Source organism: Jeotgalicoccus marinus DSM 19772, from assembly GCF_000425825.1.
Classification (GTDB): domain Bacteria; phylum Bacillota; class Bacilli; order Staphylococcales; family Salinicoccaceae; genus Jeotgalicoccus; species Jeotgalicoccus marinus.
The window spans coordinates 72725-87128 of sequence record NZ_AUEE01000011.1; the positions used below are offsets into that span (position 1 = coordinate 72725).

Here is a 14404-nt window from a genome sequence, read left to right on the forward strand (position 1 = left end):
AAATCTTTATTCAGAGAAAGCTAATGTTTGAGGCATTCTGTTCACTACTTATAGCTAAATCTATATTAGTGTAGCACTTTAGATTAGCTCAAAATGATAAAAGAAACAATAACTTTTCTATAAATTAACAAGGATTTAAAGGTGAATTGCTAAACTTGAAGACGCCTGGTAAGAGAGACAGACGGATCAAGGAGGATTTACATGAAAGTAAGATTTGAAAATGTATCAATGAAATATGATGGCAATGATAGGACGATATTAGACGACATGAGTTTTGACATTCAAGATCATTCCTTGGTTTCAATTCTAGGTCCGTCTGGGTGTGGTAAGTCCACAACTCTCATGCTTATATCAGGGTTACTCATGCCAACGGACGGAAAAATATTCTTCGGTGATACAGATGTTACGAAAAAAGATGCGAATGCACGAAAAGTGGGTATGGTCTTTCAAAATTATGCCTTATACCCCCATCTATCCGTTATCGATAATATTATGTTTCCTTTAAAAATGGCTGGAGTAAACAAAAAGAAACGTAAGGAAAGAGCCTTAGAACTAGCAGAACTTGTACAAATTTCAGAGCACTTGAACAAGAAGCCTGGACAATTGTCAGGCGGACAGCAACAGCGCGTCGCCATTGCGAGAGCCCTCAGTAAGGAACCGTCAATTTTGTTGATGGATGAACCATTATCTAATCTCGATGCAAAATTGAGGAAGGGTATGCGTGAAGAAATACGAAGAATTCAAAAGGAGACGGGTGTGACAACGGTTTTTGTTACTCACGATCAAGAAGAAGCCTTAAGTATTTCAGACAAAGTGATGGTGTTGAATGAAGGGTTAATACAACAACATAGTGGACCGCAAGCGCTCTATGACCGACCGGATAATATTTTTGTCGCTCAGTTTCTTGGAAGTCCGGAGATTAGTACCTTTGACTTTGATGATTTAAAAGCAGGTTTTGACTCAAGTCTTCGAGACAGATTACAGAGTAAAGACGTTAAGCTCATCGGTATACGACCAGAATCATTTACCCAAGTTGATGGTGAGTCAGGTCTTATAACGGGTGTGGTAGACCGCATAGAAATCGTAGGTAAGGAACGTACAGTTCGATTGAAGCTAGATAATGAACAAATTGTCGACATTACAGATGTTGATATCAACTTCACTGAAGGTGATAAAGTTTCTTTCACAACGAACTTTGATGCTATGCATTTCTTTGATGGATATGGAAATCGAGTGGTGATTAAAGATGCAGAATAGAAAAACTTGGAAAACGACTTTTCAAGCATTCTGGTACATATTACCTTTGTTTATCATCATTGGTGTCTTTAACATTTACCCGATAATAAAATCTTTTGCGATGGCATTTTACAACGACTACAACATCTTTACAGGTGAGACAAGCGGTTATGGTTTAACGAGTTTTGAAACATTGTTTAGTGATCAAGAATTTGCTGAATCCTTGATGAACACTTTTGTTTATGTACTCTTTGTCACACCACTTTCTATTGTGATTTCCTTAGCGATATCAATATTGTTAAATAATGTCAATTTCTTAAAACCATTATTTCAATCTATTTACTTTCTCCCATTTGTCACGAGCACAGTAGCTATTTCCATCGTTTGGCGATGGCTCTACCATTCAAATTACGGATTAATTAACTACTTGTTGGGCATATTTGGAATTGACAGTATCAACTGGTTAACAAACCCGGATTGGGCTATGCCTGCGGCAATTATTATGGCGATATGGAAGAGTTTAGGATTTAATATTTTGTTGTTCTTAGTTGGCTTAAACAACATCAGTAAAACCTATTATGATGCTGCGAGAATTGACGGAGCGAATGCATGGCAAAGATTTACCAATGTGACTGTGCCGTTACTTGGACCAACAATATTTTTAGTTTCAATTCTTTCAATAATTAATAATTTTAAGGTGTTCGATGAAATATATGCCTTATTTAATGGTCAACCTGGACCGTCGAACTCAACAATTACCGTTGTGTATTACTTATACAAAAAATTCTATACAGAATTTGACTACGGTGTTGCATCAGCATCAGGAATTGTATTGTTTCTAATTATTTTCGTTATTACACTCATCCAACTTTGGATGAACAAGCGATTTGTACATTACAGATAGAGGAGGAATTTCATGGCGAGTGTTTCAAAGAAAATAATCATCTATGTATTACTTGGCATCGGTGCATTAACAATGATAATTCCTTTTTACTGGATGATTGCAACATCGTTAAAAACAGCTGGAGAAGCAACTGCAATGCCACCCATCTGGTGGCCAGTATCGATGGTGTTTAGTAATTACGTTGAAGCTTTTCAAGTCGCACCTTTTGTACGGTACCTCGTCAATAGTGTGATTGTTACAGCACTGAGTACTTTAGGAGAGGTCTTAACGGCAATTCTTGCAGCCTTTGCCTTTGCGCGATTAAATTTTTACGGAAAAGATGTACTATTTGCCTTACTGCTTGCGACGATGATGGTACCTGGAGAATTATTGATCATTCCGAACTTTGTAACCTTAGCCAACTTAGACTGGATAAATACATACATGGCACTGATTGTGCCGTGGTTAGCCAGTGTGCTATCAGTGTTTATCGTTAAACAGAGGTTTGAGTCGATATCAGATAACCTCTATTACGCAGCGAAGATAGATGGCTGTTCGGACTTTAGATTTCTATGGCAAGTGCTTGTGCCCTTAAGTCGTTCGTCTATTATTACGATGGTTGTTTTAAAAGTAATTGGCTCATGGAATGCTTTCTTATGGCCGTTACTTGTAACGAATGACACTGAGATGAGAACTTTACCTGTTGGACTTCAAGCCTTCACGACAGAGGCTGGTACGCGTTTTGAACTACTTATGGCAGCATCGACATTTGTGATTGTACCAATGATAGTGTTCTACATGATTTTCCAAAAATATATTATTAAAGGTATTGCAAATACCGGAACGAAAGGATAATTTACCATGAACAAGAAATTATTGATGGGATTAATGTTAACAATGATGATTTTTGTACTTGCAGCTTGTGGTGGAGGAGAAGAGGGTACGACAGAAGAAGCTTCAGGAGATGAAACATCAACAGAAAGTAGTGAAACTTCTGAAGAATCGGCAGAAGAAACTTCAGGTGACACGACACAAATTACTTTTTGGCATGCAATGAATGGTCCACACCAAGAAGCGATCACGGAACTAACAAACAAATTTAATGAATCACAAGATGAGTATGAAGTGGTTGAACAAAATCAAGGTGACTATGAAACTCTAAACCAAAGTATTATGGCTTCAGGGGTATCTGATGATTTACCGACAATTTCACAGGCGACTGCTTCGAATATTCCTGACTGGTCATCAAATGATTTAATCATCCCATTAGATGACTTATTGTCAGGAGAAAATTTTGATCAAGAGACTTATGACAGCATTATTCCAGGATTTTTAGAAGGTGTTTCATATGAAGATCAAACGATGGCTTTACCTTTTTCTAAATCAGTAAGAATCATGTATGTAAATGAAGATATTTTAGAAGAGTATGACGCAGAATTACCAACAACATTTGAAGATGTACAAGCATTAGGTGAAGAGATGCAAGAAGCTGGAGATGAGCGTTTTGCTTTAGGTCTTGAAGCAGGTGTTGAAATGGAACTTGAAACAATGGCGAGACAAAATGGGGCTGACTGGATTTCAGATGACCTTTCAACAGTCGATATCGGTGAAGAAAATGCGACAGAACCGATGCAGTATATAGTAGATGGAATTGACGCAGGATGGGCAAGAACTGCTGGGGAAGATGGATATATGTCAGGTCCATTTAGCCGTGGTGACATCGCAGTTTACCTTGGTTCATCTGCAGGATTATCACATGTTGAACCTGGTGCGGAGGAAAGTGGTATTAACTGGTCAACTGCTGAATTACCAGTGTACAACGAAGGAGAACCACTGACATTATTAGCAGGTAACGATCTTACAGTCTTTGCCTCAGCATCTGAAGAAGAACAACAAGGTGCAGCGGCATTTATGAACTTCTTACTACAGCCTGAAAACACTGCAGAATGGGCAATTGCGTCGGGGTATGTGCCAGTTACAGAAGCTGGAATTGAACATGAGTCATATCAGACTTATTTAGAAGAAAACCCGAATGCAGAAGCTGCAGCAGCGGAAACAGAATATGCGATTGCATCACCAATGTTTGCAGGTTCAGGTGAGTACCGTAATGCGATGTTAGAAGCACAAGATGCAATTCTAATTGATGGTGCTGATGTAACAGAAACAATGCAAGGATTACAAGAAGAAGTGACGACAATTATTGAAGAAAACAATTAGGTATTAGGAGCGTAAAAATGGAACGTATTATATTTTGGAATGGACTACAGTCCATAGGCTCCAATATATTTTCATTAGACAATGGTAAGGATCGTCTAATTATGGATTTTGGCATGCCGAATGAAATGTATGAAGACGGAGGTAACTTATCTGTGACAGAAGCATTAATTGAAGCGGGTAAGTTACCGGCAATTCCACATCTATTTAACACTGAGGGTTTTAAATCTGATTTAGCAGGTGTGTCCAATCGTCCATATGAAAACCAAGCAGTGTTTATCAGTCATCTTCATCTAGACCATAATGCAGGCTTAAAATACTTGCCAGAAAATACGGCAGTATATATGTCAGAAGAAACGAAAGCCTTATACGATGCTTTACTATCGAGTGATCTCGAAGTAGAAGTAAAAGCAGAGCTACATGCTGTTGGCTATAACAGACCTGTGAAAATCGGACATTACACAGTGACTTTTGTCCCTAATGACCATGATATTGTAGGTACATCCAGTATCTTAATCGAAGTAGATGGTAAAAAAATTCTGCACAGTGGTGATGTTAGAAAACATGGATATCACCCGGGAAATATTAAGGATTTAACTAGTCATGTTAAATCTGTAGATCTACTCATGATAGAAGGTACGTCGTTTAGTTTTCCGGATGAGGATGATAAAGATTATAGAAGTGAGAAAGATTTAATAGATGACTTTACACAACTCTTACTCGATGAAAATCGAACGATAGTGATTAATCCCTATCCGAGAAACGTCGAACGATTGGTAGAATTGAATCGTTTAGGACATAGAATAGGTCGTCCAATATATTGGGATAAACGATTTTCTGATTTATTAAGACACTATACAACAGAAGCAGTTTGTACATGGAAAAAATTAAGTGATTACAATCATCAAGTCGTGCAGACTCATTTTGATGATATCGATAAAATTAGTGAACTAGAAGCAGGTGTCTATGTTCATATGAACGGAGAACCACTGGGTGACTATGATCCACGATACGAAGTATTGATGAAAACCTTAGAAGAAGTCGGTTTTGATTTTGTAGATTATAGTGTCTCAGGTCATGCATCTAGAAAAGACATTATCGATATTGTAAAGGATATCGATCCCGATGTGACGGTGCCTTGGCATACTTTTGAACCTCAGGCACAAGCAGCAGCTTTGAACGAAAATGGTGTCAGGACCTTTTTACCAAAAGCGGCTAAAGCATATAAATTAGAGGAAATTTTGAGCGATGAAGCAGCTGAATAATGAGCTGAAGGGAAGAAGGCGGCATATTTTTGCCGTTCCTTTTTGTGGGGTGAGCTGGTATTTGCATTCTAGGTTAAGGATATTCGGGTGGTGACATGGAATACTCATCCCCGTCCAACTCAACTAGAGCAGTGATGAGAAATCTTCGTGCCCATCCAACCCACCTAGAACAGTGATGAGAAATCCTTGTGCCCATCCAACATTAAACAACCCGCTTAATTCTTACTCATTTCATAATAATCCTGCCAAACATCATCGGGAACCATATCTCCACCTGTACTCCAGGCAATATGTGTGCCGCTCTTATCCATTTGAATCGCGCCGTAGATACCCGCTAATGCAGATGGTTCTAGTTTTATGGATTCAGTATCGTAGATTGCAGTTAACATTTCAAATAGATGTGTATCACTCACAGTGCTGATTCCTGAAATAAGGTTTTTTAACAAGTCACCGACAAAGCCTGATGGTCGTCCAACTGCAAGGCCGTCAGCAGCAGTTAAATTATCCAAACCGAAGTCTTGGATTGATAATCGATCATGATAATCTGTCATCATACCGAGTAACATGCAAGGTGAGTGTGTGGGTTCGACAAAGTAACAATTTACAGAATCTCTGAAAACAGTTTTTAAGCCAAATGCTATGCCGCCTGGGCCGCCACCAACACCACATGGGAGGTAGACATTCAAGGGCTGGTTTTTATCGACTTTAATATTTTGATCTTGAAGTTGAGCTTTTAGACGAATGGCTGCAACAGCGTAACCTAAAAATAGGGTCTTTGAGTTTTCGTCATCAATGAAATAGCTATTTGGATCATTTAAACTATCCTGTCTGCCTTGTAAGACTGCTTTGGAATAGTCATCTTCATGTTCAACCACGTTTACGCCTTTTTCTCTAAGAAGATCCTTCTTCCATTGACGTGCGTCTAGTGACATGTGGATTGTTACTTTAAATCCTAATTTAGCACCTATTATTCCGATACTTAAACCAAGATTTCCAGTCGAACCACAAACTAGCTCGTGGTGTGAAAATAATGTTTTAAAGTCATCACTATCAAATTTTATATAATTATCTTCAGTGCTGATTAATCCCGCATTCAAAGCGATTTTTTCAGCAAACCATAAAACTTCATAAATACCACCACGCGCTTTTACAGAACCTGAAATAGGAAGGAGATTGTCCTGTTTTAAATATAGTGGACCATCAACTTTTTGATTAAACAAAGACTCTAAGGCTTTAGGCATATGAGTGAGTTCTGTTAAAGTAGAGTCAATAATGCCAGCTTGGTCTGTAGTTTCTGGAAATACGTGTGCAATATAGGGTGCAAAACGTTTTAAACGAGCCTCAGCATCTAGAATATCATCTTCTGTAAGTGCTAAATCATCTGTCACAGTATCCATTGATTTAATATTGTCATTTAACCAGATGGTCTCCTTATAATCGATCAAATCTTGTATTTTAGGATATTCGCGTATCCATTCTTTTTTAGATTTATCTGCAATCACAAAATCAACTCCTTAACCCTTTTCATTTAGTGTATTAAATTTAGGCAAAATAAAAAAGGTTCCTTGCTGGGGAACCTTTCTTACTATTTGTCATCAAGCTTGTTCATATCGATAACAACTGTACCAGCATCATAGTCCATATCTTTTAACTCAGTCTTATGCGCACCTTCAAAATCTGGACTATCGATAAACAACACGGATTGGTGATGTTCTAAAGCAAATCTGTAAGCTTCTTCTTGTTCGTGGTTTAATTTCATGTTTTCGATACGTCTGTCTTCAGGCTCACCTGCAGAGAAATAAGTGATTAATTTATCACTAGCATTACCATCAATCGTCTTCGATTGCACATCCTCATTTAATTCCAAGCTTTCAAAAGAATCATTTGAATACACTGTTAATTTTCTTCTGTCGACGTTCAACTCATTTTTCAATTCGTGAATTCGATTCAATAAATCTTTCTCGTTGACGAAAGTTTCAACTCTAGACATTTTCATCCCTCCTGAGGATTAACATTTACTAGATATCTACCCTGGAGAGATGAGTTAAAACAATATTAATCGTTTAATTATCTGATATATTCTTGTTTGAAAGTTTTATACAGCTGATCTTCAAAGTAATTTTTATTTGCTTGAATATAGGCTTCGAGTTCATACTCTGGCATAGAGGTGTTTTAATTTATGCATCTGGTCCTGTGGGTCTTGACTTATAGAGTTCTATCCACTCCTCAACAGTAAATTTCTCTGCTAATTCTGCTAGTAGTTCATAAGGAATTTTTTTAGGGTTAGAGAATCGTAGACAACTTTTACCCATATTTAACTTTGTTGTCATGTGTTTTGGATATTCTTCAGTAAACCAATCAAGGACTTCAGGCTCTCTGTACATCCCCATATGGTAAACAGCAAGGTGTCTTTTTTGAGCTGCTATACCGATGAATGGTAAGGGGGAGTTGTCAACATGGTAGCCTTCAGGGAAGGTAGATAATGGCACGTCAAAGCCAGGCATGCCATGAGAAATATTAACTTCAAAACCTGGTGGTAAGTGTGTTTCAAATGTTTCCCATGTCTTTAGAAATGCATCTTTCCATTTATCATCTATGGATGCTACATACTCATCAAAAGTCATACTTTAACCTCCTTTTATCCAATTTTATTATAAAAATATATAAAGGCAGTACATAAAAAATGTTTATTGTAAGTTATTAGGGTAATTTATAGAATATAAACAAATGGGGGTATGTATATGAAGAAGGCTTGGGCATTATTTTTATTTATTGCTGTAATGCTTGTACTGACGGCTTGTGGAAGCAGTGAAGAGACGCGGACATTTGAAATGAATGAAGGCGGTATCGACAGTACCTTAGTCTATACTTACAATGGGGATGAAGTAATCAGTCAAGATGCTGAGAATATCGTTAACTATGAAGAACTAGGTATCACTAAAGAAGAAGCGGAAGAAATTCTAGGACCTGTCTCTGAAGAATATGAAGGTCTACAAGGTGTTGACTACAGTATTGAATTTGGTGATGACGAGGCTGTAGAACAGTTAACAGTGAATTATGAAGAACTAGATTATGATGAAGCACAAAATGTGACAGGTATTGATCTTGAAGGTGATCCAGAAGAAGGTGTCAGCATGGAAAGGTCTGCTGAAATGTTAGAATCTCAAGGTTATACAGAAGTCGGTGAAGATTCAGAAGAATAGAAATACAAAATGATAATATATAAGCTTTGGATGAGAAATCTTGAATTTGAGACTTCTCATCCTTTTTTATCTTCTAGCTATGTTGAACTGGTGGTATTACAGTTATAATGGAGTTAAAAGTGAAGTTTTAGGAGTGACAACCGTGGGAGAGATTATTTCATTAAAAAATATTACGTGGCGCCGCGGCAAAAAGGAAATTTTGAAAGATGTTTCTTGGACAGTTAATAGTGGTGAACAGTGGGCAATTCTTGGTTTAAATGGTGCGGGTAAGACATCTATTTTAGATATTGTGCTCGGTTATAATTATCCTACAAGTGGCAAAGCTACGGTTATTGGTACTGAATTTGGTAAGGCAAGCTTACCTGAGATGCGAAAGAAGATTGGTTATGTCAGCTCCAGTCTCGATAAATTTCATCAAACATTGAATAGAGAGACAGCAATTAACATTATCATCAGTGGTAAATTTGCTTCATTTGGTATTTACGAAGATCTAGATCCTGAAACAATCGATCTTGGGGATTCAATACTCCATATGTTGAATCTTAGTCATTTGCGCGACCGTACATATGATACTTTCTCACAAGGTGAGAGAAGAAGGATATTGATTGGACGTGCGCTAATGGGAGGGCCTGAGCTGTTGATCTTAGATGAACCATGTAGTGGACTTGATGTGAGAGCGAGAGAAGATGTCTTAAACATTGTAAAAAGAATAAGTGATGAAGACCGACATTTACTCTATGTGACGCATCATATAGAAGAATTAATTCAACCGATTACCCATGTTTTACTTATTAAAGATGGGGAAGTGTTAAAGGCAGGACCAAAAAAAGAAGTGTTAACAGATTATAATTTAAGTGAAGCGTATAAGACACCGGTGGCTGTTAGGTTTGATAATGACAGACCGAGTTTAATCATTAAAGAGACGGAGGCTAAGGATGAAAAATAAATACATCTTAATCTTTATCGCATTTTTAATTGTATTTAGTCCTTTAAATGTTCAGGCAGTTGAGGGAGATAATAATCAATATAACAACGAATATCAAGATCCTTGGCAAAATAATAATCAAACAGATACATATAATGAAGGTCAAAATGGTGTGACAAATGATAGTTATCAAGAACCGAATGCTAATAATGAAACGTGGAATGATGGTTCGACGTCTGAAGGATATTATGATACGAATGGTAACTGGGTAGAAGGTGGTCAAAGTAACACGAACAACTATAATGATAATAATTGGAATGATGGTAATAACTCAGAGGGTTATTACGATGCCAACGGTGTGTGGATAGAGGGCGATAATACAGAAGGTTATTATGATTCCAATGGTGTATGGGTAGAAGGCAATCAAAGAGAGACTCAAGATGACGGTTATAGTGATCAAGCCAATGAAACGGAATATCAAGAGCCTGTTCAAACATATGAAGAGCCTATAGTGGAAGAGACAGAACCAGTTGTGGAAGAAGAGGTAGCTGAAGAACCTAAGAATGAAGAAGGTATTTCGATTCAAGCGCTTGAGGGAGAAGGTTATACAGTTAGTGGCTCTGTTATTGATGTCAGTGAAGCGAGTGTGGAAGGTATTACGCTCGTATTAACGGATGGAGAAGATTCTGTTGAATCTCAATCTGATGCCAATGGAGAATTTCTTTTTGAAGATGTGGCTCCAGGTACATATACATTAAATATGAAAGAAAACGATTCTTACCAAACCACAACAGAACCTATTGATGTTGAGGTCGGCAATAGAGATAAGCTAGGTTATTCTATTGAGGTTCAAGAAATTGAAAGTGAAGAACCTGTTGAAGAAGACAGCGAAGAAGAAAAAGAAACGTCTGAAGCCGATGAAGCACCTGTAGAAGAAACAGAAACAGATGAAAAGTCTGAAGAATCAATTTCGGACAGTATATCCGGGTTAGAAATTACTTTAATTTCAGTCGGCGTCTTACTACTACTGTCAACAATTGGAGTTATCGTCTACCGACGTTTTGTTAGATAAGCAAAGATTTCTTGCATGAAGAAAAGTAATTTGATATTATATAACTTACCGTGCTAAGCGGGGAGGTAGCGGTGCCCTGTACTTGCAATCCGCTCTAGCAAGGCTGAATCCCGCTTTTGAGGGTTTGGAGTGTGAGGACTGCCTCGTAAGCTTCAATGTTGATATTGCGGTCCTATGCAATAGAACGTCATGAACCATGTCAGGTCCGGAAGGAAGCAGCATTAAGTGGCCAATTCTATGTGCCGTAGGGTTGCCGTGATTGAGTTGAACTTACGAGTAACGCTTGTTCATCAGACACGACAAAGCGGTGCACGGTACTTTTTTGACTTCATAAGAATGAAGTCTTTTTTTATGCCTAAATATAAGGGTCTAAAGCACACCATATGTTATAATTACAGCTAGAAATAATGAAAAGATGAGGTGCCTTTTGATGGAATATCAGGCGTTATATAGAGCTTTTCGGCCTCAGAAATTTAGTGATGTTGTTGGCCAGCGTCACGTAACTAAAACCTTACAAAATGCCATTCAACGCGGTAAGGAATCACATGCCTATTTATTTAGTGGACCAAGAGGTACTGGTAAGACAAGTATCGCTAAGGTCTTTGCTAAAGCTTTAAACTGTCCGAACGAACAGGATGGTGAACCGTGTAATGAATGTGAAATTTGCCAATCTATTACTGACGGTAGTGCGAACGATGTGATTGAAATTGATGCTGCAAGTAATAATGGTGTAGATGAAATTCGTAATATTCGTGATAAGGTGAAGTATGCACCAGCGGAAACGAAGTTCAAAGTCTACATTATAGATGAGGTTCATATGTTAACGACAGGTGCTTTTAATGCGCTGTTAAAAACCCTAGAGGAACCACCAGCACATGCTATATTTATCTTAGCAACTACAGAACCCCATAAGATTCCCGCGACGATTATTTCTAGAACACAGAGATTTGATTTTAAATCACTTGATCTTAATGAAATAACTGAGCGACTTGAATTTGTTGCGGACCAAGAAGGTACTAAGTACGATCCAAATGCACTACGCTATATTGCGAGAATTGCAGAAGGCGGAATGCGTGACGCATTGTCAATTATGGATCAGGTCATTGCCTTTTCAAGTGATGAAGTGACTATGGAAGACGCGGTAATGATTACAGGCGGTATTGAACAAGATGAATTAAATGACTGGTTAAAAACAATAGAGGATAAAAACACAGAAGCGGCATTTCATAAATATCAGCAATTTATAGATGAAGGTAAGGACCCGACACGTCTAGTCCATGAGCTTGTATTCTTTATAAGAGATGTTATATTGATGAAGCACTCTAATAAGATTACTGAGGGTACAGCCTTTGTTCATACAGAAAATGAAATTTTGTACAAGATGGTTGATGTGTTAAATGATGCAATGGTCAGCATGAGATTTTCAGTAAATACGAGTGTGCACTTGGAAATTGTCATTGTTAAACTGATTCGTGTACTTGAATCAGTACATCCTTCTGCGAACATCAATGAAGCTTCGTCTAATGAGATTGTAGAACTTAAGGCTCAAATTAATGCTCTACAAGAGAAGATAGAACAAGGCATTGAAGTGAAAGAAAAACCGAAGAAAACTGTTGCAAGAAGTAAGCAAGGGTTCTCAATTGAGAAGATAGAACGTGTATTGAAAAATGCGAATAAAGAGGATTTAGTTAAACTTAAAGATGGTTGGCCAGGGGTCTATAAATACATTGAAGATAAAGGTCTTCAATCTTTACGAGCTCTAATCAAAGATTCTGTACCGGTTGCTGCAAGCGATACGCATGTCTTAATCAAGTTTGATAATGATGTGCACTGTGAACTTATCAATCAGAATGCCAGCAAAAAAGAAGAGCTTGAAAAGTTAATACTGGAAATTATAGGTAAGAAAGTACAAGTTGTTGGGGTCCCAGATTCGAGTTGGAAGCAAGTCAGACAAAATTATATTGATCAACACAGAAGTGACATTCAGCAAAAACAGTCTACTGAAGAGAAATCCTCAGATATCGCAAAGAAAATGTTTGGAGATATCGTTGAGGTGAATGATTGATACTTTGTAAAAAAGTCATAATCATATATAATATGGAAGAAATAAAAATGTATCGGAGGATGAAAACATGCGCGGTGGTATGAATAACATGCAAGGCATGATGAAGCAGATGCAGAAAATGCAAAAGAAAATGGAAGAAGAACAAGCGAAGCTGAAAGAAGAACAAGTTGAAGGTACTGCAGGTGGCGGTATGGTGACCGTTGTTGTTTCTGGACATAAAGAAGTCATTGACGTTGTAATCAAAGAAGATGTTGTAGACCCAGATGATATCGATATGTTACAAGATCTCATTGTCGCGGCAACTAATGAAGCAATGAACAAAGCTGATGAACTAACAAGTGAACGTCTTGGTAAGCACACAAAAGGCTTAAATATTCCAGGGATGATGTAAATGCATTACCCAGAACCGATATCTAAGCTCATTGACAGCTTCATGAAATTGCCAGGTATTGGGCCGAAAACAGCTCAGCGCCTGGCATTTTATGTACTTAATATGAAAGAAGACGACGTAGTAGACTTTTCTAAAAGCCTCATGCAAGTTAAAAGAGAGTTAACTTTTTGCAGTGTATGTGGGCATATTACAGATATAGACCCGTGTTATATTTGCCAAGATAAGAATAGGGATCGTTCGACGATTTGTGTAGTTCAGGATACTAAGGACGTCATTGCTATGGAGAAAATGCGTGAGTATAAAGGTCTGTACCACGTTCTCCATGGTGCAATTAGCCCTATGGACGGAATTGGACCTGAGGATATTAACATTCCATCATTATTAGAAAGATTAAAAGATGAAGAAGTAAATGAACTCATACTAGCAACTAACCCGAATATTGAAGGGGAGTCGACTGCAATGTATTTAACTCGGCTCATCAAACCGATTGGTATCAAGACAACTCGCCTGGCACATGGCTTACCTATTGGTGGCGATCTAGAATATGCGGACGAAGTCACCCTATCTAAGGCAATAGAATATAGGACTGAATTATAAGGGCGTGCATGCCCTTATAATTTTTTAAATAAATTTTTAAATAAAGGGTTGCATTAATTCTTAGTGTCCTGTATAGTTATATCTTGTTGAGCGACAAACACGAACACAACAAAACACAACATAAGAGTTAACAAAATTAATGCTTGCGTTCGAGTCGACAACGTGTTATAATTAAAAACAGTCAACAAGAAATTTACACAAACTTTACAAACGAGAACATTGAAAACTGAATGACAATATGTCAACGTTTAATTCCGAATAAAAAGTCTTCTATTAAGATAGGAGCACAGATTGAGGCGAACAATACAAACGCAAGTAGATACTGTCAGCAGTATCGAGTGAGCTTAGTAAAAGCTTTCCAATCATGGAGAGTTTGATCCTGGCTCAGGATGAACGCTGGCGGCGTGCCTAATACATGCAAGTCGAGCGCGAGCGTAAGGAGCTTGCTCCTTACAATCGAGCGGCGGACGGGTGAGTAACACGTGGGCAACCTACCCTTTAGACTGGGATAACTACCGGAAACGGTAGCTAATACCGGATAAGTTGGATTACA

The 14404-nt window shown here is 37.9% G+C and carries 14 protein-coding genes, 1 rRNA gene and 1 other RNA gene; 13 read left to right on the forward strand and 3 right to left on the reverse strand.

Annotation, left to right across the window (positions count from 1 at the left end):
* Positions 1-201: 201 nt before the first annotated feature.
* The 5 genes from H624_RS11875 to H624_RS0107600 are packed head-to-tail and all read left to right on the forward strand — an operon-like array spanning position 202 to position 5598.
* Positions 202-1257 (forward strand): ABC transporter ATP-binding protein, encoded by a 1056-nt coding sequence (locus H624_RS11875; protein ID WP_035856455.1) that lies wholly within the window; start codon positions 202-204, stop codon positions 1255-1257.
* Positions 1247-2140, forward strand: a complete 894-nt coding sequence (locus tag H624_RS0107585) for a carbohydrate ABC transporter permease (RefSeq protein ID WP_026867045.1) — start codon at positions 1247-1249, stop codon at positions 2138-2140. The genes H624_RS11875 and H624_RS0107585 overlap by 11 nt, the downstream gene beginning before the upstream one ends.
* A gap of 12 nt (positions 2141-2152) precedes the next feature.
* Positions 2153-2974 carry a carbohydrate ABC transporter permease gene (locus H624_RS0107590; protein ID WP_026867046.1) on the forward strand — a complete coding sequence of 274 codons (822 nt, stop codon included), beginning with the start codon at positions 2153-2155 and terminating at the stop codon, positions 2972-2974.
* Positions 2975-2980: 6 nt separating this feature from the next.
* Positions 2981-4336: an ABC transporter substrate-binding protein gene (locus tag H624_RS0107595; protein ID WP_026867047.1), complete on the forward strand. Its 1356-nt coding sequence runs from the start codon at positions 2981-2983 to the stop codon at positions 4334-4336.
* 17 nt (positions 4337-4353) lie between these two features.
* A complete protein-coding gene (locus H624_RS0107600; protein WP_026867048.1) occupies positions 4354-5598 on the forward strand; it encodes an MBL fold metallo-hydrolase in 1245 nt (414 codons plus the stop codon).
* 215 nt (positions 5599-5813) lie between these two features.
* On the opposite strand, the gene H624_RS0107605 is transcribed toward H624_RS0107600, so the two are convergent.
* From H624_RS0107605 to H624_RS0107615, 3 genes are all read right to left on the reverse strand, one after another.
* The gene (locus H624_RS0107605; protein WP_026867049.1) at positions 5814-7100 is read right to left on the reverse strand and encodes a D-serine ammonia-lyase; all 1287 of its coding nucleotides are present in this window, start codon (positions 7098-7100) and stop codon (positions 5814-5816) included.
* A gap of 83 nt (positions 7101-7183) precedes the next feature.
* On the reverse strand, positions 7184-7588 hold the full coding sequence (locus H624_RS0107610) for a general stress protein (RefSeq protein ID WP_026867050.1): 405 nt from the start codon (positions 7586-7588) through the stop codon (positions 7184-7186).
* 187 nt (positions 7589-7775) lie between these two features.
* Complete coding sequence (locus tag H624_RS0107615; RefSeq protein WP_026867051.1) at positions 7776-8222, reverse strand: DUF1801 domain-containing protein; 447 nt, start codon at positions 8220-8222, stop codon at positions 7776-7778.
* 117 nt (positions 8223-8339) lie between these two features.
* Between H624_RS0107615 and H624_RS0107620 the strand changes: the two genes are divergently transcribed.
* The 8 genes from H624_RS0107620 to H624_RS0107650 form a co-directional block, all read left to right on the forward strand.
* A complete protein-coding gene (locus H624_RS0107620) occupies positions 8340-8801 on the forward strand; it encodes a YehR family lipoprotein (RefSeq protein WP_026867052.1) in 462 nt (153 codons plus the stop codon).
* 142 nt (positions 8802-8943) lie between these two features.
* Positions 8944-9747: an ABC transporter ATP-binding protein gene (locus H624_RS0107625; protein WP_026867053.1), complete on the forward strand. Its 804-nt coding sequence runs from the start codon at positions 8944-8946 to the stop codon at positions 9745-9747.
* On the forward strand, positions 9737-10798 hold the full coding sequence (locus H624_RS0107630; protein WP_026867054.1) for a carboxypeptidase-like regulatory domain-containing protein: 1062 nt from the start codon (positions 9737-9739) through the stop codon (positions 10796-10798). Before H624_RS0107625 ends, H624_RS0107630 begins: the two co-directional genes overlap by 11 nt.
* A gap of 48 nt (positions 10799-10846) precedes the next feature.
* An RNA gene (gene ffs, locus H624_RS12385) (signal recognition particle sRNA large type) lies at positions 10847-11113 on the forward strand.
* Positions 11114-11228: 115 nt separating this feature from the next.
* Positions 11229-12863 carry a DNA polymerase III subunit gamma/tau gene (gene dnaX / locus H624_RS0107635; RefSeq protein WP_026867055.1) on the forward strand — a complete coding sequence of 545 codons (1635 nt, stop codon included), beginning with the start codon at positions 11229-11231 and terminating at the stop codon, positions 12861-12863.
* 67 nt (positions 12864-12930) lie between these two features.
* Positions 12931-13254, forward strand: coding sequence for a YbaB/EbfC family nucleoid-associated protein (locus H624_RS0107640; RefSeq protein ID WP_026867056.1), 324 nt, complete (start codon positions 12931-12933; stop codon positions 13252-13254).
* Positions 13255-13851: a recombination mediator RecR gene (gene recR, locus H624_RS0107645; protein WP_026867057.1), complete on the forward strand. Its 597-nt coding sequence runs from the start codon at positions 13255-13257 to the stop codon at positions 13849-13851. It begins immediately after the preceding gene.
* A gap of 361 nt (positions 13852-14212) precedes the next feature.
* Positions 14213-14404: ribosomal RNA gene (locus H624_RS0107650) — 16S ribosomal RNA — on the forward strand; the annotation flags it as partial.